This window comes from Rhodococcus sp. BP-160, assembly GCF_019836205.1.
Classification (GTDB): domain Bacteria; phylum Actinomycetota; class Actinomycetes; order Mycobacteriales; family Mycobacteriaceae; genus Rhodococcoides.
The window spans coordinates 317982-344082 of the sequence record NZ_JABUEK010000005.1; the positions used below are offsets into that span (position 1 = coordinate 317982).

The 26101-nt window shown below is 68.0% G+C and carries 30 protein-coding genes; 17 read left to right on the forward strand and 13 right to left on the reverse strand.

The genetic code is table 11. The annotated features are described in order from the left end of the window. Positions 1–27: 27 nt before the first annotated feature. A complete protein-coding gene (speB, locus tag HQ306_RS19560) occupies positions 28–969 on the forward strand; it encodes an agmatinase (protein ID WP_027506493.1) in 942 nt (313 codons plus the stop codon). On the opposite strand, the gene HQ306_RS19565 is transcribed toward speB, so the two are convergent. Beyond that, positions 933–1586 (reverse strand): DedA family protein, encoded by a 654-nt coding sequence (locus HQ306_RS19565; protein WP_051613522.1) that lies wholly within the window; start codon positions 1584–1586, stop codon positions 933–935. The two genes, speB and HQ306_RS19565, sit on opposite strands and share 37 nt — an antisense overlap. Before the next feature lie 40 nt (positions 1587–1626). Between HQ306_RS19565 and HQ306_RS19570 the strand changes: the two genes are divergently transcribed. Further along, positions 1627–2085 carry a hypothetical protein gene (locus HQ306_RS19570; RefSeq protein WP_222633190.1) on the forward strand — a complete coding sequence of 153 codons (459 nt, stop codon included), beginning with the start codon at positions 1627–1629 and terminating at the stop codon, positions 2083–2085. 200 nt (positions 2086–2285) lie between these two features. After that, positions 2286–3098: a GAF and ANTAR domain-containing protein gene (locus HQ306_RS19575; RefSeq protein WP_056443510.1), complete on the forward strand. Its 813-nt coding sequence runs from the start codon at positions 2286–2288 to the stop codon at positions 3096–3098. On the opposite strand, the gene HQ306_RS19580 is transcribed toward HQ306_RS19575, so the two are convergent. Beyond that, entirely contained in the window at positions 3099–3845 is a 747-nt protein-coding gene (locus HQ306_RS19580) for a 3-hydroxybutyrate dehydrogenase (RefSeq protein WP_027506496.1), read from the reverse strand. An 81-nt stretch (positions 3846–3926) separates the two neighbouring features. Here HQ306_RS19580 and HQ306_RS19585 point away from each other — a divergent pair, with 81 nt between their 5' ends. From HQ306_RS19585 to HQ306_RS19595, 3 genes are read left to right on the forward strand one after another with little or no spacing between them, the layout of a single operon-like run. Beyond that, positions 3927–4442 carry a polyketide cyclase gene (locus tag HQ306_RS19585; protein WP_027506497.1) on the forward strand — a complete coding sequence of 172 codons (516 nt, stop codon included), beginning with the start codon at positions 3927–3929 and terminating at the stop codon, positions 4440–4442. Next, positions 4439–4990, forward strand: coding sequence for a DUF2231 domain-containing protein (locus tag HQ306_RS19590; protein ID WP_027506498.1), 552 nt, complete (start codon positions 4439–4441; stop codon positions 4988–4990). Before HQ306_RS19585 ends, HQ306_RS19590 begins: the two co-directional genes overlap by 4 nt. Then, positions 4987–5163 (forward strand): hypothetical protein, encoded by a 177-nt coding sequence (locus tag HQ306_RS19595; RefSeq protein WP_155957085.1) that lies wholly within the window; start codon positions 4987–4989, stop codon positions 5161–5163. Before HQ306_RS19590 ends, HQ306_RS19595 begins: the two co-directional genes overlap by 4 nt. Here HQ306_RS19595 and HQ306_RS19600 read toward each other — a convergent pair. The 9 genes from HQ306_RS19600 to HQ306_RS19640 all read right to left on the reverse strand — a co-directional run bounded on the left by HQ306_RS19600 (position 5144) and on the right by HQ306_RS19640 (position 13124). Beyond that, a complete protein-coding gene (locus tag HQ306_RS19600) occupies positions 5144–6031 on the reverse strand; it encodes a polysaccharide deacetylase family protein (protein ID WP_222633191.1) in 888 nt (295 codons plus the stop codon). The genes HQ306_RS19595 and HQ306_RS19600 overlap by 20 nt on opposite strands. Beyond that, entirely contained in the window at positions 6031–6600 is a 570-nt protein-coding gene (locus HQ306_RS19605) for a hypothetical protein (protein WP_027506500.1), read from the reverse strand. The genes HQ306_RS19600 and HQ306_RS19605 overlap by 1 nt, the downstream gene beginning before the upstream one ends. A 35-nt stretch (positions 6601–6635) precedes the next feature. Then, on the reverse strand, positions 6636–7763 hold the full coding sequence (locus tag HQ306_RS19610) for a TDT family transporter (protein WP_222633192.1): 1128 nt from the start codon (positions 7761–7763) through the stop codon (positions 6636–6638). Positions 7764–7837: 74 nt separating this feature from the next. Continuing rightward, positions 7838–8725 (reverse strand): LysR family transcriptional regulator, encoded by an 888-nt coding sequence (locus HQ306_RS19615; RefSeq protein ID WP_056443500.1) that lies wholly within the window; start codon positions 8723–8725, stop codon positions 7838–7840. Between the two features lie 36 nt (positions 8726–8761). Continuing rightward, complete coding sequence (locus HQ306_RS19620) at positions 8762–9043, reverse strand: hypothetical protein (RefSeq protein WP_222633193.1); 282 nt, start codon at positions 9041–9043, stop codon at positions 8762–8764. A gap of 186 nt (positions 9044–9229) precedes the next feature. Beyond that, a complete protein-coding gene (locus HQ306_RS19625) occupies positions 9230–9514 on the reverse strand; it encodes a hypothetical protein (protein ID WP_222633194.1) in 285 nt (94 codons plus the stop codon). A gap of 87 nt (positions 9515–9601) precedes the next feature. Then, on the reverse strand, positions 9602–11134 hold the full coding sequence (locus HQ306_RS19630; protein ID WP_222633195.1) for an AMP-binding protein: 1533 nt from the start codon (positions 11132–11134) through the stop codon (positions 9602–9604). 1 nt (position 11135) lies between these two features. Next, the gene (locus HQ306_RS19635; protein ID WP_222633196.1) at positions 11136–12263 is read right to left on the reverse strand and encodes a DUF5938 domain-containing protein; all 1128 of its coding nucleotides are present in this window, start codon (positions 12261–12263) and stop codon (positions 11136–11138) included. 57 nt (positions 12264–12320) lie between these two features. Further along, the gene (locus HQ306_RS19640) at positions 12321–13124 is read right to left on the reverse strand and encodes an SDR family NAD(P)-dependent oxidoreductase (protein WP_042574244.1); all 804 of its coding nucleotides are present in this window, start codon (positions 13122–13124) and stop codon (positions 12321–12323) included. A gap of 150 nt (positions 13125–13274) precedes the next feature. On the opposite strand from HQ306_RS19640, the gene HQ306_RS19645 reads away from it, so the two are divergent. From HQ306_RS19645 to HQ306_RS19660, 4 genes are all read left to right on the forward strand, one after another. Further along, the gene (locus tag HQ306_RS19645) at positions 13275–13919 is read left to right on the forward strand and encodes a TetR/AcrR family transcriptional regulator (protein WP_027506507.1); all 645 of its coding nucleotides are present in this window, start codon (positions 13275–13277) and stop codon (positions 13917–13919) included. Next, a complete protein-coding gene (locus HQ306_RS19650) occupies positions 13897–15108 on the forward strand; it encodes an MFS transporter (protein WP_222633197.1) in 1212 nt (403 codons plus the stop codon). Before HQ306_RS19645 ends, HQ306_RS19650 begins: the two co-directional genes overlap by 23 nt. Continuing rightward, a complete protein-coding gene (locus HQ306_RS19655) occupies positions 15105–15614 on the forward strand; it encodes a GNAT family N-acetyltransferase (RefSeq protein WP_222633198.1) in 510 nt (169 codons plus the stop codon). Before HQ306_RS19650 ends, HQ306_RS19655 begins: the two co-directional genes overlap by 4 nt. Before the next feature lie 145 nt (positions 15615–15759). Continuing rightward, positions 15760–16161, forward strand: coding sequence for an ASCH domain-containing protein (locus tag HQ306_RS19660; RefSeq protein ID WP_222633199.1), 402 nt, complete (start codon positions 15760–15762; stop codon positions 16159–16161). A gap of 196 nt (positions 16162–16357) precedes the next feature. On the opposite strand, the gene HQ306_RS19665 is transcribed toward HQ306_RS19660, so the two are convergent. Next, positions 16358–17254 carry a hydroxymethylglutaryl-CoA lyase gene (locus HQ306_RS19665; RefSeq protein ID WP_027506511.1) on the reverse strand — a complete coding sequence of 299 codons (897 nt, stop codon included), beginning with the start codon at positions 17252–17254 and terminating at the stop codon, positions 16358–16360. 137 nt (positions 17255–17391) lie between these two features. Between HQ306_RS19665 and HQ306_RS19670 the strand changes: the two genes are divergently transcribed. The 6 genes from HQ306_RS19670 to HQ306_RS19695 all read left to right on the forward strand — a co-directional run bounded on the left by HQ306_RS19670 (position 17392) and on the right by HQ306_RS19695 (position 24277). Beyond that, positions 17392–18057, forward strand: a complete 666-nt coding sequence (locus HQ306_RS19670; RefSeq protein WP_222633200.1) for a GntR family transcriptional regulator — start codon at positions 17392–17394, stop codon at positions 18055–18057. After that, positions 18054–19259: a CaiB/BaiF CoA-transferase family protein gene (locus HQ306_RS19675; protein ID WP_056443476.1), complete on the forward strand. Its 1206-nt coding sequence runs from the start codon at positions 18054–18056 to the stop codon at positions 19257–19259. Before HQ306_RS19670 ends, HQ306_RS19675 begins: the two co-directional genes overlap by 4 nt. 38 nt (positions 19260–19297) lie before the next feature. Continuing rightward, positions 19298–21352, forward strand: a complete 2055-nt coding sequence (locus tag HQ306_RS19680) for a hydantoinase/oxoprolinase family protein (protein WP_222633201.1) — start codon at positions 19298–19300, stop codon at positions 21350–21352. Positions 21353–21387: 35 nt separating this feature from the next. After that, positions 21388–23277: a hydantoinase B/oxoprolinase family protein gene (locus HQ306_RS19685; RefSeq protein WP_037186312.1), complete on the forward strand. Its 1890-nt coding sequence runs from the start codon at positions 21388–21390 to the stop codon at positions 23275–23277. Beyond that, complete coding sequence (locus HQ306_RS19690; protein WP_222633202.1) at positions 23274–23900, forward strand: isochorismatase family protein; 627 nt, start codon at positions 23274–23276, stop codon at positions 23898–23900. Before HQ306_RS19685 ends, HQ306_RS19690 begins: the two co-directional genes overlap by 4 nt. A gap of 239 nt (positions 23901–24139) precedes the next feature. Then, entirely contained in the window at positions 24140–24277 is a 138-nt protein-coding gene (locus tag HQ306_RS19695; protein WP_197027823.1) for a hypothetical protein, read from the forward strand. Positions 24278–24335: 58 nt separating this feature from the next. On the opposite strand, the gene HQ306_RS19700 is transcribed toward HQ306_RS19695, so the two are convergent. Then, complete coding sequence (locus HQ306_RS19700) at positions 24336–25574, reverse strand: AGE family epimerase/isomerase (RefSeq protein WP_222633203.1); 1239 nt, start codon at positions 25572–25574, stop codon at positions 24336–24338. A gap of 95 nt (positions 25575–25669) precedes the next feature. Here HQ306_RS19700 and HQ306_RS19705 point away from each other — a divergent pair, with 95 nt between their 5' ends. Next, positions 25670–26095: an SRPBCC family protein gene (locus HQ306_RS19705; RefSeq protein WP_037186314.1), complete on the forward strand. Its 426-nt coding sequence runs from the start codon at positions 25670–25672 to the stop codon at positions 26093–26095. The last annotated feature ends 6 nt before the right edge of the window (positions 26096–26101 follow it).

Below are 26101 nucleotides of genomic sequence, written 5' to 3' on the forward strand. Positions count from 1 at the left end.
GCCTGAAGTGAGGAAACATCACTGCTCATGACCGACATCAGGGGACCTCTGGACGGCTCGCGATACCCGCGGTACATGGAACCGTCGACCTTCGCGCGGCTGCCGCGACTCGACGAGGTCTCCCGGGCGGACGTGAGCATCGTCGGAGTGCCCTTCGACTCGGGCGTGAGCTACCGGCCGGGCGCGCGCTTCGGTCCCGGCCACATCCGCGCGTCGTCCAAACTGCTCCGGCCGTACAACCCCGCGCTGGACGTGTCGCCGTTCGCGCACCGCCAGGTGGCCGATGCCGGCGACATCGCGGTCAATCCGTTCGACATCGCCGAGGCACTGACGACGGTCGAGCACGCGATCACCGATCTGCGCAAGGACGGCAGCACGGTCCTCACTCTCGGTGGCGACCACACCATCGCGCTGCCGATCCTGCGCGCGCTGCACCGCGACCACGGGCCGATCGCCGTGCTGCACTTCGACGCGCACCTCGACACGTGGGACACGTACTTCGGTGCACCCTTCACGCACGGGACACCGTTCCGACGGGCCAGCGAGGAGGGGCTGATCGACCTCGAGCGGTCGCAGCACATCGGGATCCGCGGTCCGCTGTACGGCAAGAAGGACCTCGAGGACGACGCCGTCCTGGGGTTTCAGATCATCCGGTCCGACGACTACGAGACGGACGGGGTGGCCTCGATCGTCGAGCGGATGCGCCGCCGTCTCGACACGGGCCCGGTCTACGTCTCCGTGGACATCGACGTCCTCGACCCGGCCCACGCCCCGGGTACCGGCACACCCGAGGCGGGCGGCATGACGTCGCGGGAACTGCTGAACACCCTGCGCGGGTTGGTGGGAGCGAACATCGTCGGTGCGGACATCGTCGAGGTCGCGCCCGCGTACGACCACGCGGAGATCACCGGAATCGCCGCGTCACACGTGGCCTACGAGCTGCTGTCGGTGCTCGCGCTGGGATCGTAGGCCCGCGCCGCGCCCTTCTCGGAGCGATGAGCCCGGACGCGCCACACGATCAGCGCGATCACCACCACCGCGACCACGATGATCGCCGCGTCCCGTCCCACCGTCTTCGCGACCTGTTCGTACGAGTTGCCGGCGACGAATCCGAGCACCACGAACCCCGTCCCCCAGACGAGCCCACCGAGTGCGTTGTACGCGAGGAACTTCGGGTACGGCATGCGCGACATTCCGGCCAACGCCGGCATCACCGCCCGGAAGAAGGCGACGAACCGGCCGAGGAAGACGGCCGTCCCGCCCTTGCGCGCCAACAGGTCCCGCGCCTTGTCCAGCTTGTCGCGACGCTTGTCCAGAATCTTCATGGCCAACAGTCGTGGGCCGAAGTGCTTGCCGATCTCGAAGCCCACCGAGTCACCCACCACGGCCGCGACGACCACGACCGCCGCCATCGCCACGACACTAACGTGGTCCTGACTCGCCGCGACACCGCCGATGACCGCGGCCGTCTCTCCCGGGATCACGAAACCGACGAAGATCGCGTCCTCGAGAAACACCAGCAGGAAGACGATGAGGAACACCCAGATCGGTGCGATGTCCAGCAGGCGCTCCATCACGGAAGTCATCCGACCATGATGGCCCACAACCAGTGAATCGAGGTTCGATGTGGCTCCACGCAATCCGCACGCCATCGCGGACGGCATGATCGTGCGCAGTGTCACACGCCCGGATCGGGTCTTCCGGGTCAGCGGCGATCCCGGCGGGACTCGGGTCAATTTCGTGGCGCTGTCGCCGGGCACGCGCACCGTGGTGAACGGCAGCCCTCGCAACTACCGTCCCGAGACACCGGCCGAGGAGTTCGAGCGACTCGCGGACGCCGGGCGGGACGACGTGATCGAGGACGTCCGTCAGACCGAGCCGGCCGACGACGAATCGGCGGGTACGAGCGCCGTGGCGGACGAGCCGACCGACGACGATTCCGTCGCCACACTGTGCGTACGCATGCAGGATGCCGTCGCGCGCGTCGCCGACGGCGAGTGCGACCCGGACGACGCCGCCGCGATCGTCAGCGCCGCGGCCGCGCTCAATGCCGCCGTGATCGAGGAGCACGCACGCCGCGGCTGAGCCCACGACACGAAGAACCCCACCGGTGCGCAGGCACACAGTGGGGGTCTCCGAGACATCGGCGGGCTTCTTCACTCGACGGCTCTGGCACTTCGTGATGTCCGGACAACACGAGTACCTGATGCTTGCGATACCCGCTGGCCACCGAACTCAACCGGAGTCGCTGCCGGTGTCCCCGCGTCGTGCGATGATTCTCAACCGTGGAGAGCAGGGACAGCGCCGTGGCGGCGACAGCGGACTCGGAGCGCGCGGAGGCGGACGAGTCGACGTCGCGTGCGGCGGAGTTGGTCACCGAGGTGGCCACCGGGTCGGTCGCTCCCCGTCGACTCGCGGCCATGCTGAGCGTGGTCGGCGGCAGCGTCCGCGACGACGACCATCTGGCGGTGCTGCTGAAGCGCACCGCGGAGATCGCACACGAGGCCGTCGACGGTGCGTCCAGCGTCGGTGTGAGCATCCTGTTCGGCGGCCTGACGTACACGGCCGTGCACACCGACGACCGCACGCTCGAGGTCGACCGCCATCAGTACGAGATCGGTGAGGGTCCGTGCCTCGAGGCCGCCCGGACCGGAGAGATCGTGCGCGTCGACGTCGATGCGGCGCAGCAGCGCTGGCCGGAGTTCGTACACGCTGCTCGCGAGGAGGGCGTGCGCTCGTTCCTCGCCGCGCCCCTGCACACCGCCGACATGAAGCTCGGATCGTTCAACCTGTACGGCACCGCCCCCGACGCGTTCGGGTCGATCGACGAGTCGATCCTCGAGCTGCTGACGTCCACCGTGTCCACGGCGATCGGCGACTACGCGCGCGTGCGGTCGGCCCGCGAGGTCGCGTCGGGCCTGCAGGACGCACTCGAGCACCGCGCCCCCATCGAGCAGGCCAAGGGCATTCTCATGGCGCTGCACGGCGTCGACAGCGACACCGCGTTCGGCATGCTGTCCGCGGAGTCACAGCGTGCCAACCGCAAGCTCCGTGACATCGCCCGCGACTTCGTGGAGAGCGTCTCGCGCGGCGAGTGATCAGCTCGCGCTCCAGCCGCCGTCCATCGTGTACGACGCGCCGGTGATCATCGACGCCTCGTCTCCGACGAGGAAGGACACCAGTGCGGCCACCTCCTCCGGCTCCACCATCCGCTTGATCGCACTCTCGGTCAGCAGCACCTTCTCGAGCACCTCGGACTCGTCGATGCCGTGGACGCGCGCCTGATCGGCGATCTGCTTCTCCACGAGGGGTGTTCGCACGTAGCCGGGGTTGACGCAGTTGCTGCGGACGCCCCGCTCGGCGCCTTCGAGAGCGGTGACCTTCGACAGTCCCTCCAGCGCGTGCTTCGCCGTGACGTACGCCGACTTGTTGGCCGATGCCCGGATGCCGTGCACGGACGACATGTTGACGATGCGTCCGTACCCGGACTCGTACATGTGCGGCAGAGCGGCACGCACCAGCAGGAACGGTGCCTCCACCATGAGTGTCAGGATGCGGCGGAACATCACCGGGTCGAAGTCCTCGATCGGCGACACGTGCTGGATTCCCGCGTTGTTCACCAGGATGTCGGTCTCGAGGGTGAGGTCCGCGAGCGCGTCGACGTCGGAGAGATCCACCTGCCACGCGTCTCCCCCGATCTCGTGTGCCAGCGCCGTGGCGGCGTCACCGTCGAGGTCGGCGACGGTGACCCGAGCGCCGTTCGCCGCGAGGGCGCGGGCGATCGCGGCCCCGATTCCGCTGGCACCACCGGTGATGAGAGCCGATCGTCCTGTGAGGTCCGTCATGGTCACGAGTCTGTGCCCGTCGCGCTCCGTCTTCAATGACGACCTGCGCACCCGCTTCCTGCACAAGTGCAGACTGGACCCATGACCGACGAACGACTCGAGTTTCAGCGCGTGATGCCGTTGCCCGCGGCGGACATCTTCGACGTGCTCTGCGATCCCGACGGCCACGTCGCCATCGACGGCTCGGGCATGTTGATGAGCGCGGACGGCGCACCCGTGACGTCCGCGGGAGACACCTTCGTCGTGCACATGGATCGCGAGGCACTCGGCGACCTCCCGATGGGTACCTACGACGTCGAGGTCACCATCGCGACCTTCGAGCGCGATCGGGACATCTCGTGGACGATCGTCGGCACGGTCCGACCGCCCATCGGCCACCGCTACGGGTACCGGCTCGCGCCGCACTCCTTCGAGGACGGCACGGAGGGCACCCTCGTCACGTCCTACTACGACTGGTCCGACATCCATCCCGACTGGCGGGAGCGTGACATCTTCCCCGTGGTGTCCGGATCGTCCCTGCGCGTGACCCTCGGCATTCTCGAGCGCACCGTGCGTCGCGGTTACCCTCGACCGCTGCGGGTATCCGACACGGTATGAATCTCACACCGCTGTTCCACCCGCTCGAGAAGGCGACGTTCCTCGATCCGGTCAGCGACCCCGTCGCCGGGAAGCTCCGATCCGCTCTCGAGGGGACGAAGGTCGACGGCCTCCTCCGTGGGACCTTCGTCGGCCACCCGATGCATCCCATCATGGCCTACTCCTCGGTCGGATTGTGGACCAGCGCAGTCTTTCTCGATGTCACCGGTGGAGACTCCGCGGCAGCGCGGCGCCTCATCGGTGCCGGACTGGTGACCGCCCCCACCGCACTGGTGACGGGGTGGGCGACGTGGTCGACGCTCAACGCGGAACAGCGACGAGTGGGTCTGATCCACGCGAGCACCAACGCCGTAGCCCTGGCTCTGTTCACGGCGTCGTATCGCCGGCGCGCGAAGGCAGCGGACGCGTCGTCGCCGCCGGACACCACGTCGAAGGCGCTCGCACTCGCCGGATTCGCCGTCGCCGGTCTGGGCGGCGCTCTCGGCGGTCATCTCGGGTACAACATGGGAGCGGGAGTCGCGGCACGGGCACTCCCGGCGGGCGTGTGAGTACCGACGAGGTGTTCGCCCAGTTGCGAGCACGCGGTGTCACGGCCGAGGGTGCACGGCGCTTCGCGGACGGCAGTGCCGAGAACCTCGATCCGGAGGCCCTCGCGGCACTCACCGAGGCGAACCTCACCGAGGCGCAGCTGCACGACTACGTCACGCAGGCGGCGGAGTGACCGTCCGATAGTGCTCGGCGATGTCGCCGGCGGTGGTGAACCAGACACCGTCGGCGTGCGACGTCAGGTGATCCAGCGCGCGACGAAAGCGTCTGAGCCGGTGCGGTTGCCCGGTGAGGAACGTGTGGGTGGAGATGGCCAACACGCGCGGTGCGCGCCGCGACTGCTCCTTCAGCTCGTCGAACGAGTCGACGACGATGTGCTCGAGATCCTCCGCGGACCCGTGGTGATGGACGAACACCGGAAGGTCGTTGACCTCGTGCGGGTACGGAACACTCAGTAGAGGTCCACCGCGCGTGGCCATCCACACCGGCTGGTCGTCGATCGGCCAGTCGAGCGTGTACTCGAATCCCTGCTCCGCCAACAGGTCCTCCGTCACCCGGCTCGGGTTCGCGCCGGGGCTCATCCAACCCCGAGGCGGCGAACCCTCGTGTGACTCGATCGCCCGTCGTACCGCCTCGATGGTGCGACGTTCCGCGTCCTCGTCCTGCTGGTTCGGCTGCTCGGCGTTGGTGCGGCCGTGGGCGACGACGTCCGCGCCGAGTGCGCGATACGCCGCCACCAGATCGGGAGCGTGCTCGTAGATCTCGGCGTTGACGAGCAGAGTCGGACGAATTCCGCTGTCGCGCAACGTGTCGGCCAACGCGAAGCCGCCCGCCCTGTTGCCGTACTCGCGCCAACCCCAGTTGTAGGTGTTCGGCTGGTCCATTCCCGGCGTCCATCCCAGCCCGGGAGCTCCGTCGTCGTACGGGAAGTGCTCGCAGTTGACGGCCACGTACACCGCGAGGGACGCGCCGCCCGGCCATGAGAACGACGGACGGGACGTGATGGGCGAGTACGGGAATCGGCCGTGCGAGGGCAGTGCCATCACTCGCCCCGACTCGTACGGATCGCGGCGCGGAGGCCGTCGAGATAGGGCTCCATGTCGGTCTCCGACGTCAGCGCCACCGCCTCGACAGGGTGGTGCCGCGCCTCGATCACCACACCGTGGTCGCCCACCGTCGCCGACGCCCACCACCGTTCCTGCCCGCCGTGCATCTCGAAGTCGGTGTCCGCGCCGTTCACCGGCACGACGACGCGACGCGCCTCCGTCGCCGCGATGGCCTCACGTCGCCGCTTGTACTCGGGCGACATCGGCGTCAGACCGATCGCCGACAGCATCGCCTTCAGCGCCGTGCGGTGCGCGTCCTTCGTGGTGGTGGTGACCTCGACGAAGGGACCGTCGATGTCGTCGCCGTCCCAGTCGACCTCACCGTGCCGCAGTGTCACGCTGGTCAGTACGTCGTTCTCCCGCGACCACGGGCCCATCACCCGCACCCCGTTCCACCCGTTCACCGTGTAGGTCGGGAAGGTGGTCGACTCGGCGCGGATCTGATCCTCGATCGCGCGTTGCTGGGTCCAGAACTCGTCGGGCGTGAGGTGGCCGGTGATCTCCATGCCTGCAGTGTGCCCACTTCGCCGTCGTGCGACTCTCACGCCGGAAGAAACACCCGGCCGCGATACGCCTCGCGCACCGTCCTCGTCGCCACCGTCGTCCACGCCGTCACCAGCACGGCGAACAGCACGACCGCCAGTGCCTCGACGACGGACGACTCCAGCGCGCGCCCCAACGCCGCCGCGCCGGTGACGCATGTTCCGACCGGGAAGGTGAACGACCACCATGCCAACGAGAAGCGCAGTCCTCGGCGCGCCGCGTGCACGGTCAGCGCCGTGGCCAGGGCGAACATCATCGCTCCGAAGCCGCCCATCACCATTCCGAAGAGGATTCCCGCCGCACGCAGGACCACCGCCACCTCGCTCCGGTCACCGGTGAACACCATCGCCGCATCGGCACCCAGGAGGTTGGCCGCGGTGACGGACTGGCCGATGACGCCGAGAGTGATCCATATAGTCGGTGCAGCCTGGACCGGGAGGACGGCGCCGTGCAGCAGTCGACCGAGAACCGCGGTCGTCACCATCAGCCCGGTCACGAGTGCCGATCCGAACAGCGCGTAGCAGCCGACGAGCATCGCGAGCCGCCACTGCCCGTCGGCGATGTGCGGGAGGAGAAGTGCACCGGTGGATGCCGAGACCATCGGCGGCACCACGGGCATCAGCCATGCCGGGAGCGCGACCGTGTCGGCACTGCGGCCGCGGGTGATCATCACGTACGGGACGACGACACTGGTCGCGAGCCCCAGCGCGGTACCCACCGTCCAGAGGACGACGAAGATCGAGGTGGCCAGGCTCTGCCCGATGATGTCCACGCCGAGGAGGCTCGTGCCGGCACCGACGGTGAGCAGGGCCATGGGCGGCGCGCCGTAGAACTGCATCATGACCGGGTGGGCCGCGTGGGCCTGCGCGACGCGGCGGTGCGCGAGCCAGTGCGCGGCGAACAGGGTCGACACGACGACGAGGACAGTCGAGGCGAGCAGCCACATGACGACGGCTGCCATGTGGAGCACGACATTCTGCACGGGCAGCGTTGCTGCGGCCGTGGCGACGATTCCGGTCCCCATCACCGATGCGAACCAGTTCGGCGTGATGTGCTCGATCACGCTGCCGGGCGAGTCGAGATCGCGGAGCAGCCCGTGCGATGTCGCGGTCCGGAAGGTCGTCATGCCTTCACAGTGCGCCGGGACGGCGACGATCAGTAGTGGTCGTGCTCTTGTCACCCCACAAACGCTGTTTGTGGCTACTGCCGGGCAATGTCGAGGAAGTCGCGACGTGGACCGCGCAGTGCTGCAGACAGGCTCCAGACCGCGCGCAGCTCACGCGTCATCGAAAGACCGGGAACGTCGATGCGCACCAACGCGCCACTCCGCAGCTCCCCCTCCACCGCGAGGGACGACACCACCGCCGGCGCATTCGCCGATATGGCAGCAGACTTGACAGCGGTGACGGAGTTGAGCTCGATGAGCGGCGGAACCGTCGGGCGGACGGCGCTCTCGTACGTGGTGCGGGTTCCCGACCCCGGCTCCCGTTGCACCAGAGCCGTCGTCTGCAGCAGCTCCATCGACGCCGCACGTCTGGTCGCCCACGGGTGGGACGGTCCCGTGACGATGATCAACTCGTCGTGCGCGACGACGGCGACCCCGAGCCCGGCCGGCACGTCGGGCCCTTCGACGAAGCCGATGTCCGCGCGCCCGTCCAGCACCTGCTCGGCGACCTCCGCCGAGTTCATCAGTCGCATCTGCACCTGGACGTCGGGCGACTGTCTGCGCATCGACAGCATCCACGCCGGCACGAGGTGCTCGGCGACGGTCATACTCGCGGCGATGGTGAGCGTCGCATTGCCCTCGCGCAGAAGCGATGTCACTCCTGTCGCGAACTTCTCGGCCGAGTCGAGGATGCCGCCCGCCCACTCCATGACCGCGACGCCCTCGGGGGTCAGGGCTACACCGCTCGTCCCGCGATCGAAGATGCGGACACCGATGTCCCGCTCCGCCGCGCGCACCCGTGCGCTGACCGCCTGCTGACTCAACCCGTGTTCACGGCCGGCCGCCGTCATGCTGCCCAACCGGGCAACGGACACCATCACGTCGAGGGCTCCGAGATCCGGGACTCGCGGCGACAGTGGCATCCGCCCACCGTAGCGACTGAGCCGGTGGGCTCGGGCTCAGCTGGCGAAGCCTGCGCGGATGCCGACGAGCTGGTACGTGCCGAAGGCGAGGCCGGGCGCACAGTTCACGAGGATGATGTCGCCTCGTTCGCGGTACTCCGCCGCCGTCTCCTGGCAATTCTTCGCAGGCGGGAAGTAGAACTCACCGAAGGTCTGGAAATAGAGCGGGCCGATCGACGGTGCTGCGGACGCCGTTGCCCCGCCGGACAACGCAATGGCAGCGGCTCCGGCGCCTGCCACTGTGGCACCGACGAGTGTGCGGGTGATTCGACGAGACATGGTGGACCTCCTGGGCTGGACGTACCGTTCGGTCTGTTCACGGTAGACCCGGCCACACGCCGTGTCCATGGGTCGAGCCTCACTCGCGCGGCGCTTCCCGCGGGAGTTACGTCGTACCGCGCCGGTTGCAGTGCCCGCGGTAACACGAATCGACCGCGGGAACCCGTCGATCGAGTTCGCCGGCGATCAGCTCCCGAAGAGATCCGTGCGGATTCCGACGAGCTGGTAGCCGGGGTACGCGAGATTGACGGCGCAGTCGACGAGGATGATGTCGCCCCGTTCGCGATACCGTGCCGCCGTGTTCTGGCAATTCTCGCTCGCAGGAATGACGAGCACGCCGAACGATTGCCAGTAGATAGGGCCCTGAGCGGGTGCCGCCGACGCCGTTGCAGAACCCGACAGGGCGATGGCGACTGCTCCGGCGCCGGCGGCCGTGGCGCCGACGAGTGCGCGGGTGATTCGACGAGACATGATGGACCTCCTGGCTGGACGTACCGATCGGTCCGTTCACGGTAGGCCCGGCCTTCCGCCGTGTCCAGAGGTCGAGCGACCCACCCACTACATCGTCATGGTGTACCTGACCTCGTTCTTCAGGATCTTTCCGACCTTCGACCGGGGCAGAAGATCCCAGACCTCGATGTTCTTCGGCGCCTTCACGCTGCCGATGCGTTCTTTGACGAAGGCGATCAGTGCGGCGGGATCCACCTCCTGCCCGGCGCGCAGCTCGACAGCCGCCACGACCCGTTCGCCCCATTTCTCGTCGGGGAGACCCACCACGGCCGACTCCTTCACTGCAGGGTGAGCGAGCAGAGCCTGCTCGACTTCGGCCGAGTACACGTTGAATCCGCCCGTGATGATCATGTCCTTGGCACGGTCGACGACGAAGAGGAACCCGTCGTCGTCGAGGTACCCGATGTCGCCCGTGTGGTGCCAACCGTGAGCGCCCACCTCTGCCGTCGCCGCCGGATTCTCGTGATAGCCGTCCATGACCAGGGGACCGCGCACGACGATCTCGCCACGCTCACCGGTGCCGACGAGGTCGCCCTTCTCGGTCATGATCGCGACCGTGGTCAAGGGTGTCGGACGACCAGCCGAGGTGAGCCGTTCCGTCGCCACCGTGCCGTCCGGACGAAAGTGGTCCGCCGGCGCCAGGGTGGCGATCATGTTGGGCGCCTCGGTCTGTCCGAACAGCTGCCCCAGCACCGGCCCGATGCGCGTGAGCGCTTCCTCGAGCCGCGTCGGCGACATCGGCGCCGCCCCGTACCAGAGGCAGCGGAGAGACGACAGGTCCCGATGACTCAGCTCCGGGTGGTCGAGCACGCCGTAGATCACCGTCGGAGGCAGGAACGCATGGGTGATGCGGTGCCGTTCGATCAGCGCCAGGAACTCCCCGATGTCGGGGGCCGCCATGATGACCACCTCGCCGCCGAGACTCAGGATCGGGAACGTCAGCACACCGGCGGAGTGCGTGAGCGGCGCCAGCGCGAGATAGCGCGGCCGCACACCGAAGGGATAGCTCATCAGCGCGAGTGCCGTCGAGGTCATCATGTTGTCCTCGGTCAGCCGCACCCCTTTCGGCTTTCCCGTGGTGCCGCCCGTTCCCGCCAGCATCGCGAGCCCGCGCGGCGGCCGCCTGTCCGCGTCGAGCTCGCCGCGGTGTTCGGCGAGCCACGACTCGAACGGGATCGACCACTCCGTGTCACCGTCGAGGCAGACCAGTCGCACGAGGTGCGGCAGATCGCCTCGGATCCGGTCGACCAGATCGGTGAATCGGCTCTGGAAGAACAGAGTTCGGCATCCGAAGAGATCGAACAGCTGGCGGTTCTCGTCGGCCTCGTTCCGCGGATTCACCGGGCACCACACCGCGCCGGCGCGCGAGATGCCGAACACGCACGTCAGCGCCAGCGGGTCGTTACCGGACAGGACGGCGACGCGATCGCCGGCCTCGACACCGTCGTGTTGCAGCGCCGCGGCGATCTCGACCGACCGGTCGTACACCTCACCGTAGGTGGAGGTGTCACCCCCGGCCGTGAGGCACGGTGCCCCACGGCCGAGCGAGACGCCCTTGTCCAGGTAGTCGGAGAGTCGCATCTCAGCGGTGCACGGAGACGATCGGGTCCAGGACCAGACCGAACGCCCGCAGCGTGCCGAGCAACTCGCGATGACCGAACGCCTCACAGCTGGAGGCGAATCCGACCTTGCGCGGAGCTCCCTGCAGGAGTGCGGCAGCCCCGTGTGCGTTGAGCAGCGCGGTCTGCTTGTAGTTGCAGTTGCCGTGGATGACGCAGTGTGCGCGGCCCAGCGGACCCGATGCGTACACCGAGTCCAGCGAGGTGTTCAGGCGCGGATTCTCTCGGGGCGGCATCTCGCTGCGGATCGCGGACGACTGCTCGTCGATGATGCGGTACTTCTCCTCGTCAGACTTGCCCTCCATCTGTTCGAGGGCGGCGGCCACCAACAGCGGAACCGCCTTCATCAGAGGCGGATTGAAGACACCGCCGAGAGCCTTCGCGGTGGTGACCCGCGGGTCGTTCTTGAACCAGACCGGATGCGACGTGCCGCCCCACGGCAACGCCAGGCCGAGATCGTGCTGACCGGGAACGCTCACGGTGTAGAGCCCGGCGTCGGCGGGCCACTCGACGTACTCGTTCTCCTCCAGGTAGTACGCCTTGGAGAACGCGGCGTTGGTGAGGATGGTGTTGGTCGAGGCGACGGTGGGGTGCCCCTTCCAGAACACCTGGATGTCGAGGCTGTTCAGACCCGGGTTCTCCAGGCAGATGTTCGCGGCGATCTCACCGATGGAGTACATCTGCGCGAGGCCCGGCGTGAGAACCAGTCCCTGCGAGGCGAAGTCGGCGCTGTACTGCGCCTCGGCGTCGATCATCCAGTTCTGCTCGCCGTTGGTGTCGGTGTAGTGCGCACCGATGGCCAGGCAGGCCTGCGTCACCTCGTGGCCGTAGCGGGCGAACGGTCCCACGGTGTTGAGGACCACGGTCGCGCCGCGGAAGGCCTCGGTCAGCGCCTCCACGGTGTGCTCGACCTCGACGATCTCGTGCTCGACGGTGTCGATACCCGGCACGGCACTCACGGCATCCTTCAGGCGGGCGTGATCGCGGCCGGCGGCCAGGAAGGGAATGTTGTACTCGCGCAGATACTCACAGATGAGGCGACCCGTGTAGCCGGACGCTCCGTAGACGACGACGCGCTTGTCAGTGGGCATGGTTGATCTCCTGGTTCGAAGTGGGGTGGTCGAGAGCCGTACTGGTGGGGCGGCAGGTCACATGCCCATGCCGCCGTCGACGGGGAGCCCCGCGCCGGTGATGAACTTCGCGGCGTCGGACGACAGGAACACCACGGCGTCCGCCATGTCGTCGACCTGGCCGAGTCGACCGAGGGGCGTCAGTTCCACGACGGTCTGCACTGCCGCCTCGACCGACGGGAACAGGCCGAGTTCCGCGGTGTCGACCGCGAGCTTGTTGCCCATCGCGGTCGGGGTCAGTGCCGGATAGATGCAGTTGACGCGCACGCCGTAGCCGAGCTTCCCCGACTCGGCCGCGGCCACGCGGGTCAGCCGGTCGATACCGGATTTGGTCGCCGAGTAGAGGCTGATGCCCGGGAACGCGATCGTGGCGGCAACCGACGCGATGTTGACCACCGAGCCGCCCTTGCCTGCCTTTCCGCCGGGCCGCATCGCGCGGAATGCATGCTTGACCCCGAGTGCGGTGCCGATGACATTGACCTGCAGCATCGCGGACGCCGCCTCGGCGTCGAGATCGGCGATGAGACTGGTGACCTCGATACCCGCGTTGTTGACGACGATGTCGAGGCCGCCCAGTGCGCCGATGGTCGACTCGACCGCCGCCTCCCAGGCCGCGTCGTCCGTGACGTCGAGCTGGACGAACTCCGCTTTCGCTCCTGTGGCCCGCAGCGCCTCGACCGTCTCCTGACCACCCGCGGCATTGATGTCGGCGATGGCGACGGACGCTCCTGCCGCCGCGAGAGCCTGCGCCATTCCCGCGCCGAGACCCTGCGCACCGCCTGTGACCAGTGCCGTTCGTCCGGTCAGGTCGTAACTCGTCATGTCCGCTCTCCTTGTTCGAAGCGTTCTTCGCGTTGGATCACATCCGCTGTTCGATGTGATGCAGGCAACACTAGGGACAAGTCTTGACAGTCGTCAAGAAAAATCTTGACGACTGTCAAGAGTTCGTCGATGCGGCGGTATGCTTTCCGGGTGACCCAGACCACCGACCCCCGACTTCGCGTCGAGGAGCGCTCTCGAGACAAGTTCGAGGCGCGTCGCAGCGAGCTCGCACTGGCGACTCTCGCGACGTTGGCGGAACTCGGTTACGCCCGCACCAGCCTTCGCGAGATCGCTCAGAACTCCGAGTACTCGCACGGCGTCCTGCACTACTACTTCTCCAACAAGCTCGATCTCATCGCGCATGCCGTGCGGCAGTACGAGGAGATCTGTGTGACGCGGTACGACGACGTCGTCGCCGGGGCCGAGTCCGCGGAGCAGCTGCGACGCTCGTTCACCGAGACCTTCTTCGGCACTCTGCTCGCCGACGCGGCGATCCACCGCCTCTGGTACGACCTGCGCAATCAGAGCCTGTTCGATTCCTCCTTCCGCGCCGACGTCCTCGAGATCGAGTCCCGGCGCGAGGAGATGATCTGGCGCGTCGTCGCCCGGTACTGCGAACTCGTCGGAGCGGCGCCTGTTCTCACGCCGGCCACCGCCTACATCACCATCGACGGCATCTTCCAGCGCGCCCTGCTGAACCAGATCGCCGAGCGCCACCCCGACGTCGACGAGGGCCGGGCTCAACTCGACGCCGTCTTCGACATGGTGACCGGTGGCGTACCCTCCTCCCACTGACGACCGCGCCGCGGATCCGCTCGGCTATCTCGGCATCGTCCGATTACCCGGTGCCGCACGCGCTTTCCTCCCCGCACTGCTCGGCCGCCTGGCCTTCGCGATGGTCGGACTGGTCATCCTGTTGGCGGTGCAGCGTGCCACCGGATCGTTCGCGGTCGCGGGTTCCGCGACGGGTGCGTTCGGTGTCGCCAATGTGGTGGCGTCACCGTATCGGGCACGTCTCGTCGACCGCATCGGTCAGCGGCGAGCCCTCGTCTCGATGGCCGTCGGATTCGCCACGGCCCTGGGCACTCTGGCCGTTCTGACGTACATCGATGCCCCGGCCTGGTCCCTGGTGCTCGGCAGTCTGGTCACCGGATTCTTCCCTCCCCCACTCGGTGCCTCGATGCGTGTCGTCTGGAGCTCGCTGACGCAGCCGGGGCCGACCCGCACCCGCGCCTACAGTCTCGATGCCGTGAGCGAGGAGTCGATGTTCACCATCGGTCCCCTCCTCGGCGCCACCCTCGTCACCGCCCTGTCCCCGTCGATCGCACTCGCCGCCACGGGATGCGTCGCCGTCGTCGGCACGGTCGGCATGACCACCAGCCGGCACTCGCGCGGACACGGCCCGCGCACGGCAGGGACCACTCGCTCGTCGCGCCCACTCGGCCGGCCCGGCTTCGTCGGTGTCCTGACAGCGATGGCAGGGGTCGGGGCCGTCCTGGGAACCGTGGAGATCGCCGCCACAGCCTTCGCCGCGAAGCAGGGAGCCATCGGTTCGGCCGGAACGCTTCTCGCGGCGCTCGGAGCCGGAAGTGTCTGCGGTGGACTGCTGTACGGGCGCCGGAGCTGGGCCGGCTCGCTGACCGGTCGACTTCTGACGACGGTCCTGACGATGGCCGTCCTCACCACCGTGCTGTCGCTGGTCTCGACCACGGTGCCGCTGCACGTCGGACTGTTCCTACTGGGCTTCTGCATCGCCCCCGCCCTGGTGACGGGGTACCTGCTGTCCGATCACCTCACCACCGCCGACGTGCGCACCGAGGCGTCGAGCTGGATCAACACCGCGGTCAACGCGGGCGCTGCTCTCGCCTCCGCGGGCGTCGGCGTGGTGGTCGACTCCCGTTCTCCCGGTACAGGATTCCTGGTCGGTGGCGCCGCGGCGGCTCTTCTCCTCGTCCTGGCAGCGGTGACGAGGCCGCCCTCGTGACCGTCGTCGCCGTCACCGCCCGGCTCACTCTGCGCACCTTTTCCCCCGACGACGAGCACCGGCTCGACTTCTACACCGATCCCGAGGTCTGCCGGTACCTCATGCACGAGCCGTGGACGGCGGAGGACGCACGGATCGCAGTGCAGAGACGGTGCGAGCGAACGAGTCTCGACACGGGGGCATTGAATGCTCTGGTCGAGCTGAACGGCCGGGTGATCGGCACCGTCTCCGCGTGGTTCGTCGCCGAGGACACCGTCGAACTCGGGTGGACCTTCGCGCGCGACGTTTCAGGCCACGGCTACGCCACCGAAGCGGTGCAGGCAGTGCTCGACGAGGTACTCGCTCTGGACCGGGTCCGGCGCGTCACCGCGGAGATGGACGCGCGCAACGCAGCCTCCGCACGTCTGGCCCAGCGCGTGGGATTACGCGACGAGGAACTGCGCCTGCAGGACTGCTGGTGCAAGGGTGAGTGGACGGACACGCTCGTGTACTCGCTGAGCCGCTGACCTCGACCGGCCTCCGGCCTTCCCGCTGACCTCGACCGGCCTCCGGCCTTCCCGCTGACCGCACAGGTTCTCGTAGGTGTTGCAGCGTCCGCAGCAACCGGGAACGTCCGCGGGAACCCCGACCCGCGTGCGCCATACTCGAGGAATGGCCGACATCGACTCTCTCCCCGTGGCCGAGTTCGCCTTCCCCGGGCCGCTACGCGATGCCCTCGTGTCGGCGATAGGCGCAGGCCGCAAGACGGCGACCACCTCACTGCGGGTGGAGTACGAGAACGAGCCGCTGCCCCGAGTGGGCGAGCGTCACAGGGTGATCGACTCCGGCGGCGCCACTGCCTGCGTCATCGAGATCACCGATGTACGCGTCAGCGCTCTCGGCGACGTCGACGATGCGCATGCCGTCGCGGAGGGTGAGGGTCACGCCGACATCGCCGCATGGCGTGCCGGGCACGAACGCTTCTGGCGATCCGACGAGATGGCGGACACGCTGGCCGGCCTCACCATCGACGACTCGACTCTCGTGGTCCTCGAACGGTTCCGGGTCGTCTGAGCCTTCGGCCTTCCCGCTGAGAAACGGCCGGCCTCCGGCCTTCCCGCTGGGAAACGGCCGGCCTCCGGCCTTCCCGCTGAGAAACGGCCGGCCTCCGGCCTTCCCGCTGGCCTTCCGTGTTCCCGTAGGCATTGCATCTACCGCGGGAACACGAAACGCCCGCGGGAACACGAGTCACGGCCGTCTTTCCCGCAAGTCACCGCGGAGGAAAGCCACCCGCACGCCCGAGGAACCCCGGCACGTCCTTGCCCAGCGCCGAGCCGAGCCAGGTCGCGGCGTCGACCAGCACGTCCATGCTCACTCCCGTCTCGACGCCGGAGCGGTCGAGCGCGTAGATCAGGTCCTCGGACGCGATGTTCCCGGTGGCGGCGGGTGCGAACGGGCACCCACCGAAGCCGCCGATGCTGGCGTCGAGGGCCTGCGCCCCCGTCTCCAGTGCGGTCAGCGCGTTGGCGTAACCGGTGTTGCGTGTGTTGTGGAAGTGCCAGCGCTGCGGGATGTTCGGAGCGTTACGGGTGGCGAGCTCCGCCAGGCGACGAACCTGCGCCGGCACTCCCACGCCGATGGTGTCGGCGAGGGCGATCTCGGCCGGTGCGCATTCGGCGATCCGCGCGACGAGTTCCCCGACTCGCGCCGGATCCACCTCACCGCTGAACGGGCACCCGAACGATGCGGCGATGGTGACCGTGCCCGGCACGCCCGCAGTACGCGCATCCGTGATGATGTCGTGCGCCGCCGCCACCGCCTCGTCGACGGAGCACCCCTGGTTGCGCTTGCTGAACTCCTCCGTCGCGACGACCACGACGTTGACCTCGTCGACGCCGGACGCCAGAGCGCGGTCGAGTCCACGTCGATTGAGCACCAACCCGATGTACGAGACGGAGCCGTCACGCGGGACGCCTGCCATGACCTCCTCGGCGCCGGCCATCTGCGGCACCCGCTTCGGGTTCACGAAGCTCACCGCCTCGATGCGCGTGGCACCCGAGGCGACGCTGCGCGTGATCAGTTCGATCTTGTCGTCGACGGAGAGGACAGCGTCCTCGTTCTGCAGTCCGTCACGGGGACCCACCTCGACAAGTTGCACCGCAGTCATGGGCCCATCCTGCGCCGACACGCCGTTGTATGCAATAGCCGATCGGAAACGAGAATTTAACGACGATTACCGGGACACGCCATCGTCATGGGCCTACATTGTGAACAATTCACCACCGACCACAGGGAGTCGCATCCATGGCGAGAGCCGTCGACCGCGTCTACGCGCACATCCGCGACAGCATCGTGTCCGGGACGTATGCGCCCGGTGCACGTCTCGGAGAGGTCGAGATCGCCGAACTCACCGAGACCAGCCGGACACCGGTGCGTGAGGCGCTGCGACAGCTCGAGATGGAGGGACTCGTCGAGGTTCTGCCGCATCGCGGGGCTCGGGTGTACCAGTGGACGGCGGACGACCTCGAGGAGATCTACGACCTGAGGATGACGCTCGAGGCCATGGCCGCGGCACGGGCGGCCTCACGTATCGGCGAGAAGGACATCGACCGACTCGCCGAGCTGTGCGACCTCATGGAAACCGCGGCCGGGGACGGAGCGGATCAACGCCTGGACCTGATGGCGCAGCTCAACGACGAGTTCCACGCCATCGTGCGCACCGCCGCGGCCAGCACCCGCCTCATCTCGATGCTCGGAGCGGTGATCCAGCTGCCGTTGGTGATGCGCACCTTCCATCGCTATGCCCCCGTCGATCTCGCACGCAGTCACGCCCACCATCGCGACCTGGTCGCGGCTCTGCGCGCCGGCGACGAGACGTGGGCGGACTCGGTGATGCGCGCCCACGTCCGCGCTGCCAAACATGTTCTGCTCCAGGCCCTCACGACCGACGAGACGAAGGAGTCCTCATGAGCGAGGCCCCCACCGGCCCACTGTCCGATCTGCGTGTCGTGGAGATGGGCCAGCTTCTCGCCGGCCCCTTCTGCGGACAGTTGCTGGCCGACTTCGGCGCCGAGGTGATCAAACTCGAGCCGCCCGGCACCGGCGATCCGATGCGCCAGTGGGGTCGGGAGAAGCCGCACGGCAAGTCCCTGTGGTGGCCCGTCGTCGCGCGCGGCAAGAAGTCCGTGACCTGCAACCTGCGCAGCGCCGAGGGTCAGGACCTCGCCCGCCGGATCATCGCGGACGCCGACATCGTGGTGGAGAACTTCCGCCCCGGCACGATGGAGCGTTGGGGCCTCGGGTTCGACGCACTGCGGGAGATCAATCCGCGCCTCATCATGGCCAGGGTCACCGGGTACGGCCAGAACGGCCCCTACGCACCGCGGGCGGGCTTCGGGTCCATCGGCGAGGCCATGGGCGGAATCCGTTACGTCACCGGCAATCCCGAGATGCCGCCCTCTCGTACCGGTATCTCCCTCGGTGATTCACTGGCAGCCGTGTTCGCCACGATCGGCGTCCTCACCGCGCTGCATCACCGGGAGAACACCGGACGGGGGCAGCTCGTCGACTCGGCCATCTACGAAGCGGTGCTCGCCATGATGGAATCCCTGCTGCCCGAGTGGGAGATCGGCGGGTATCAGCGTGAGCGGACCGGCTCCGTGCTGCCGAACATCGCGCCCAGCAACGTCTATCCCACCCTGGGCGGCGAGATGATTCTCGTCGCGGCCAACCAGGATTCGGTGTTCGGCCGACTGGTCACCGCGATGGACCGGACCGACCTGATCGAGGACGCCCGCTACCGCGACCACGAGGCGCGCGGGAAGAACATGACCGAGCTCGACGACATCGTCGGGGCCTGGACGTCCGCCCTCGACACCGACACCGTGCTCGACCTCCTGCACGAGGCGGGCGTTCCCGCCGGCCGCATCTACACGGCGCGGGACATGTTCGACGATCCGCACTTCGCAGCGCGCGAGGCCATCGTGCGTCTGGCGCACCCGGACTTCGGTGAGATCCCCATGGCGAACGTCGCACCGAAGCTCAGCGACAGTCCCGGCTCGGTCCGGCACGCCGGACCCGAACTGGGAGAACACAACTCCGACATCTACGGACGACTCCTCGGAGTCACGGAATCCGACCGGGCGGCGCTCGCGGAGCGCGGCATCATCTGACCTTCGCTCCTCTCACCCTCACAGCACGGGAGAACACCATGCGTTATCGACTCGGCGTCGACGTCGGCGGCACCTTCACCGACGTCTTGCTTCTCGAGGAGACGACCGGCACCACCTTCAGAGCCAAGACACCGTCCACCCCTGCGGACCAGTCGATCGGTGTGCTCAACGGCATCGCGAAGGTCTGCGCGGAGGCCGAGATCGAGCCGTCGGAGATCGGGCAGGTTCTGCACGGCACCACGGTCGCGACCAACGCCATCCTGCAGGGACGTGGTGCGCGCGTCGGGCTCGTCACCACGGACGGGTTTCGCCAGGTGCTGCAGATCGCGCGCTCCTTCGTCCCGGGCGGGCTCGCGGGGTGGATCATCTGGCCCAAGCCGGAACCGCTCGCGGCGCTCGAGAACACCGTCGAGGTGGTCGGGCGACTGGCTGCCGACGGGTCGGAGATCACTCCTCTCGACGAGGAGCAGGCCCGCGCGCAACTGCGTCGACTGGCCGGTGCGGGCATCGAGGCGCTGACCATCTCGTTGATCAACTCGTATGCGAACGACGCGCACGAGAAGCAGGTCGCGGCCTGGGCGGAGAGCGAACTGCCCGGCATTCCGGTCTCCATCTCGAGCCAGGTGCTTCCCGAGATGCGCGAATACGAGCGCACTCTGACGACGGTGGCCAACAGCTACGTGCAGCCGGAGGTCTCCCGCTACGTGCGGAACCTCGACCGGTCGCTGCAGGAGAAGGGCATCACGGCGCCGCTGTCGATCCTGCGCAGTGACGGTGGCCTGGTGCAGTCGGCCAAGGCGGCCGAGTCACCGGTGTCCCTGCTGCTGTCGGGCCCTGCGGGCGGCGTCACCGGCGCGGTGTGGTTCGCCGAGCAGGCCGGCTACTCCGACTTCCTGACCTTCGACATGGGCGGCACGTCGACGGACGTCGCACTGGTCCTCGGCGGTGAGCCGCGGATCGGTCGTGAGACCAAGGTCGGCGACCTCGCTGTGCGCGCCACCAGTGTGGACGTCCGGACGGTCGGTGCCGGCGGCGGGTCGATCGCCCATGTCCCCGAGCTCACGAAGGCGCTGCGGGTGGGTCCGCAGTCCGCGGGAGCCGACCCCGGGCCCGCGGCCTACGGCAACGGCGGCACGGAGCCGACGGTGACCGACGCCAACGTCGTGCTGGGGTACCTGCCTGCCGCCCTCGCGGGCGGTGAGGTGAGCCTCGACGTCGACGCGAGCAGGACGGCAGTGGCGACCATCGCCGACGCCATCGGGCTCGGCAGTCCCGAGGAAGCGGCGTCGGGCATCGTCGACATCGTCAACGAGAACATGTTCGGCGCACTCCGACTGGTGAGCGTGCAGCAGGGCTACGACCCCCGCGACTTCGCACTGGTGTCGTTCGGTGGCGCAGGTCCGCTGCACGCCAACGCACTCGGGCGTCTCACCGGCGCGTGGCCCGTCATCGTCCCGCCGTCGCCCGGCGTCCTCTGCGCCTACGGAGACGCCACCACCTGCGTCCGCGACGAGAGCGCTCGCACGATGATCCGTGCGTTCTCCGACACCGACGACGCCGAGCTGCGCACCGCCCTGGCGGAACTCGCGACGTCCGCGGCCGCACGACTGTCGGCCGAGGGCGTGCCCGCGGATCAGCAGACGGCGAAGTACCAGGTGGATCTCCGGTACCAGGGCCAAGGCTTCGAGATCCCCGTGGACCTCGACGCGAGCGCACTAGAGTCCGGCGATCTGCTGTCCACTCTGGGAACGGCATTCGACACCGAACACGAGCGTCTCTTCTCCTTCCTGCTGAAGAACGAACGTGAGGTCATCAACCTGCGCGTCACGGTCAGCGGGCCGCGACCGGACGTGGCGTTCCAGCCGCTCGAGGAGGGCGGTGCGGATCCGTCGGCCGCACTGGTGTCCACGAACGACGTGTGGATGGACGGCGAGTACGCGAAGGCCGGCATCTACGACCGGGCGAAGTTGCTGGCAGGCAACGTCGTCGAGGGACCCGCCGTGATCACCGAGATGGACTCGACCACGTTGGTCCTCTCCGGTCACGCCGCGACGGTCCATTCCAGCGCCAGCCTTCTCATCGCTCCCCGCTGATCCCCTCTCGCCCGGAACTCATCTCAGGAGACCTGATGGCCACGATCATCGAGACCTCGACCACGCCCTTCACCACGGTTCCCGTGGACCCGATCACGCTCGACATCATCGAGAACGCGCTCCGCAACGCCCGATACGAGATGGACGAGGTGCTCTTCCGTACCGCACTCTCACCCGGTATCCGCGAGCAGCACGACGAGTTCCCGCTCATCGCCGATCCGAGCGGGAAGATGGTCGTCGGGCAGTTCGGTCTGTCCGTGCCCGACTTCCTCGACAATTTCAACGGGACCGTCGGTGAGGGCGACATCCTCCTCACCTCCGATCCGTACGCGTGCGGTGCCGCCATCAGCCACGCCAACGACTGGCTCATCGTGCTGCCGATCTTCCACAGCGGCCGCGTCGTCGGATGGTCGTCGATGTTCGGCCACATGTCCGACGTCGGCGGAAAGACCCCGTCGTCGATGCCCACCGACGCGCACACCATCTTCGAGGAGGGCGTCATCATCCCGCCCTTCAAGCTGTACAGCGAGGGGCAGCTCAACGAGACCGCGCTCGACATCATCCTCAACCAGGTCCGCAAGCCCGACTGGAACAGAGCCGATCTCAACGGTCTCGTCGCCGCGTGTTCGACGGCGTCCCGGCGCATCGTCGAGTTGTGCGACAGATTCGGTGTCGACGTCTACCTGTCCGCCCTCGACGCACTGCTGGACCGCAACTACCAGGCGATGAAGGTGCTGCTCGCGATGCTCTTCGTCGACGGTGAGACGATCGAGTTCAACGACTTCATCTGCGACGACGGATGTGGTTACGGGCCTTACGAACTCGCGATCACACTGACCCGGCACGGCGAGAAGATCCACCTCGACTTCAGCAAGGCGGCGCCGCAGGCGGTCGGTCCGATCAACTACTTCATCAACGAGAACCTCGTCCGGATGTTCTTCGGGATCTACGTCATCACCGTGGCGGATCCGCAGATCCTCTGGAACGACGGCTTCTATCCGCTGATCGACGTCACCATTCCCGAGGACTCGTTCTGGAAACCGCGCTATCCCGCGGCGCTCAACGGCCGCAACCACGGCATCGGGCGGGTGTTCGACCTCTTCGGTGGGCTCCTGGGCAAGAACAATCCCGACATCCTCAACGCCGCCGGGTTCTCGTCGTCACCCCACTTCATGTACTCGGGCCACTACGACGGCGGACCGCGGGACGGTGAGTGGTTCCAGCTGTACTCCATCGGTTTCGGCGGCATCCCCGGCCGACCGATGGGTGACGGTCCGGACGGACATTCGCTGTGGCCGTCGTTCGTCAACATCCCCTGCGAGTACCTGGAGTCGTACTACCCGCTGCGCATCGAGCGGTGGGAGACGGTCACCGACACGGGCGGCGCCGGTCTGCATCGCGGCGGCAACGGCGTGGACGTGGCCTACTACTTCGAGGAGCCGGGCACCATCGCGATCCACGACGATCGCTGGCTCACCTATCCGTGGGGTGTGAACGGCGGCAAACCCGGTGCACGCGGACGCAAGTGGCTGATCCGCGCGTCGGGTGAGACGGAGATCCTCCCCAGCAAGATTCACGACGTCGAGGTGTCGCGGGGCGATGTGCTGCACTTCGTGACGTGGGGTGGCGGCGGCTGGGGTGACCCGCTGACGCGCGATCCCGAGCTGGTGGCGCTCGAGGTGCGTCGCGGCCTCGTCAGCGCCGACGGCGCTCTGACCGGCTACGGCGTCGTCTGCGACGCGGACGGTGTCATCGATGCCGACGCATCCGCGGGCCGACGCGAGAGCATGGCAGCCGAGCGGGGCGAGATCGAGGTGTTCGACAAGGGTCCGTCCCTCGAGGTCATCCTCGAACGGTGCGAGGAGGAGACCGGTCTGCCGGCGCCACGTCCGCCCGTCAACGTACGGAAGGCGGTGCGCGCGTGACGGACACGCTCGGGTCGTATCGCGAGTCGGGTTTCGCCGGCGATCTCGGACCGGGGCGCAGCGCGGCGCTACTGGTGATCGACGTCGTGCAGGCGTACCTCGTCGACGGGTCGCCCCTGCGCGCTCCCGTGGAGGACGCCGTCGCCGCTGCCGCGACTCTCGTCGCGGCAGCCCGCGACGCCGGGGTACCGGTCGTCTTCACTCGCGTGAGCTATCAGGCCGGCGGCGCCGACGGCGGGCTGTTCATAAGGAAGATCCCGGCGCTGAGCGTGTTCGAGGAGGGCTCGGATCTCGGCGACTTCCCGTCGGCCCCGCGGCCCGCAGCGGGCGAGACCGTCGTGACGAAGCAGTACGCGAGTGCCTTCTTCGGCACGTCGCTCGCCGCGACCCTCACCGCACGCGGTGTCGACACCCTCTACATCTGCGGCCTGACCACCAGTGGCTGCATCCGCGCCAGCGCCACCGACGCTCTGCAACACGGATTCCGGCCACTCGTGGTCGCGGACGCATGTGGTGATCGGGAGGCGGGGATGCACGAGTCGAACCTGCTCGACCTGCGGGCGAAGTACGCGGACGTTCTCACCCTCGACGAGGCGGTGGGGCACTGGGGACGGTCCGGATGACTGCGTCACATCCACGGCACTCGTCGTTGCCACCACGGCATCGATCGCGGTCGCTCCGATTCGACTGTCGCCGAGCGTAAGCGAGTATCGAGGGTGTCGACGGCGACCGCGAGGCGATGAGCGCGCCGCCCGCCGTTGTGCAGCAGCCCGGCGAGACGCGCCCGAGCATCGGTCGGAAGGTCACCGTCACACATCGGACACCCCGTGGGGCCGGTCCATTCCCATGCACGTGACACGGGGTGGGCGCCACCGCGAGCGACGCGCCGTTCCGTGCGCTCGACGTGGTCACGCCACTCGTCGAGGTACCGGAGCGCCGCGCCATCGCGCCGCGGTCGAGAGGGACGGTGCCGGCGAATTCCCTCGTCGGCGGTACGTGATGCCATGTCGATCCCGATGCAGTAGGGGAACCGTGCGACGACGCGGACGGGCATCGGGTCACCGTGGATCGAGCATACCGCCGCTCAGCACCGCCGCAAGGCTCGATCCCGTGGGGTACCGACTGATCCACACCGCCTGGGCTGCGTGGTAGATGTCGGGCTTCCCGCCCCACACACTCGTCGCCACGGCGTTGTGCTCGTCGAGTTCGTGGTGCCACGATCCGCGCGCTCGGTCGACGTAGCAGTCGGCTGCGTGATCCCACCACGCGCGATAGTCGTTCTCGTACTGCCCTTCTCCGGTCCACCGCAGCAGGGTCGCGGCGGCGGCGATCGCCTCGCACAGCACCCAGTGCAATCGCTGGGTCACGACGGGCCGGCCGGTCCAGTCGGTCGTGTAGACGAAGCCGGGCGTCGACCCTTCCTGCCATCCGTCGGCAGCGGCGCGCCGATACAGCGATCGAGCGACGTCCACGTGGTCGTGGCCGCGCGCGCTGGTGGCCACGAGGGAGACCTGCAGCATCAGGCGCGACCACTCGAAACCGTGACCGACCGTCGCACCGTAGGGCTTGAACTGATCGGCCGGACTGTCGGAGTTGTACTCCAGCAGCGGTTCCCACTCGGTGGTGAAGTGTTCGGGGATGCGCCAGTCGTTGGCCTCGGACCACTCGATGACGCTGTCGCAGATGCGAGCGGCCCGCTCGCGCCACACCGTGGGGGCGCCGGCGTCCACTGCCGCGAGCATCGCCTCCACCATGTGCATGTTCGCGTTGATCCCGCGATAGTCGTCCAGTTCCGACCAGTCGGCGTTCCAGGTGTCCACGCACATGCCACTGCGGTCGTCCCAGAACCGGGCATCGACGACGGCGAGTGCCTCGGCGAGCAGTGCAGGTCCGTGAGGGTGACCCGCCGCGGTGGCCGTCGACGCCGCGAGAACGACGAAGGCGTGCGTGTAGGCCGACTTGGTCGCGTCGTCGGTCGACTCGACCCAGCCGTCGTGTCGGTCGTCGCGCAGCACCGTCAGGAGTCCGTCGAACAGTCGGTCGGCTCTGCGGCGAGAGCCCGGATGCCCGAGCAGCGCACCGAGGTACTGCACGTGCACCATGCGCGCGGTGATCCAGGTGAACACCGGCCGCGTCAGGTCCGGCTCGCCCGTGTCGTCGAGCCACGCCGCGCCTCCCGACGGGTGATCGAGAGTGCGGCCGAAGTCGAGCAACCGGGCGGATTCGCCGTCGAGCCACGACCTGTGGGACGGAAGCGTCGGCCAGGAGGGACCCGCAGGCATCTCGTTCGAGGACACCGCGTCACCCTACGAGACCGTCGGCGCCTCCCGGCTCGGAACAGCGGCACCGGTGCTGACATGATCGGGTCCCGCATCGAACAGGAGTTCCTCTGATGGCAGCACCCACGCGCGTCCACGTCACCCACACGTTCACGTCCGCACCGGATGTCGTGTTCGCAGCCCTGTCGGAGCACGAGAACCTCGGCCCCCTGTTCGGAGCGAAGATCACGCGTGTTCGTGACGGAGACAGCTCGCGCAACGGTGTCGGCTCCACGCGCGCACTGAAGCTCGGCCCGCTGCCCGCCTTCCACGAGACGACGATCGTCTCCGAACCGAACACCCTCATCGAGTACAAGATCACCAAGGGCTCACCGCTGCGCGGACACTGGGGCACCCAGCGCCTGACCCCGACGACCGACGGCGGCACCGCTCTCGACTACACCATCGGATTCGACGCTCCGGTTCCCGGCCTGGCTCTCGTCGTCGCGAAGGTTCTCACCTCGACCATCTCCGCCAAGATCGGCAACCTCGTTCCCTGACGAGGG